1 pseudogene is annotated in these 244 nt (G+C 67.6%); it reads right to left on the reverse strand.

Annotated features, from left to right (window positions below):
• A pseudogene (locus IG78_RS53040) lies at positions 1-244 on the reverse strand (hypothetical protein); the annotation flags it as partial.

Raw genomic sequence — 244 nt, forward strand, 5'->3', positions numbered from 1 at the left:
CCTACGAGCTCCGGCGGCGTGCTGGTGGGCCCGGCAGGTGGTGGAGTCCACGGACACCATGGACCAGTCGATGCGGCCTTCCGCGTCGGCGTCGGCCAGAACGGCTGCGAAGATCTTGTCCCACGTGCCGTCCGCTGACCAGCGCCTGTGTGAAGTAGGCCGCCGGCGAGGTACTCGTGGTTCGAGTCCTTTTCCGACGGCCCCTTCCCGAACGGTGCGGGCTAGTTTCCCAGCACACCGCTCT

It is taken from the genome of Streptomyces aureocirculatus (genome assembly GCF_000720475.1).
GTDB lineage: Bacteria > Actinomycetota > Actinomycetes > Streptomycetales > Streptomycetaceae > Streptomyces > Streptomyces aureocirculatus.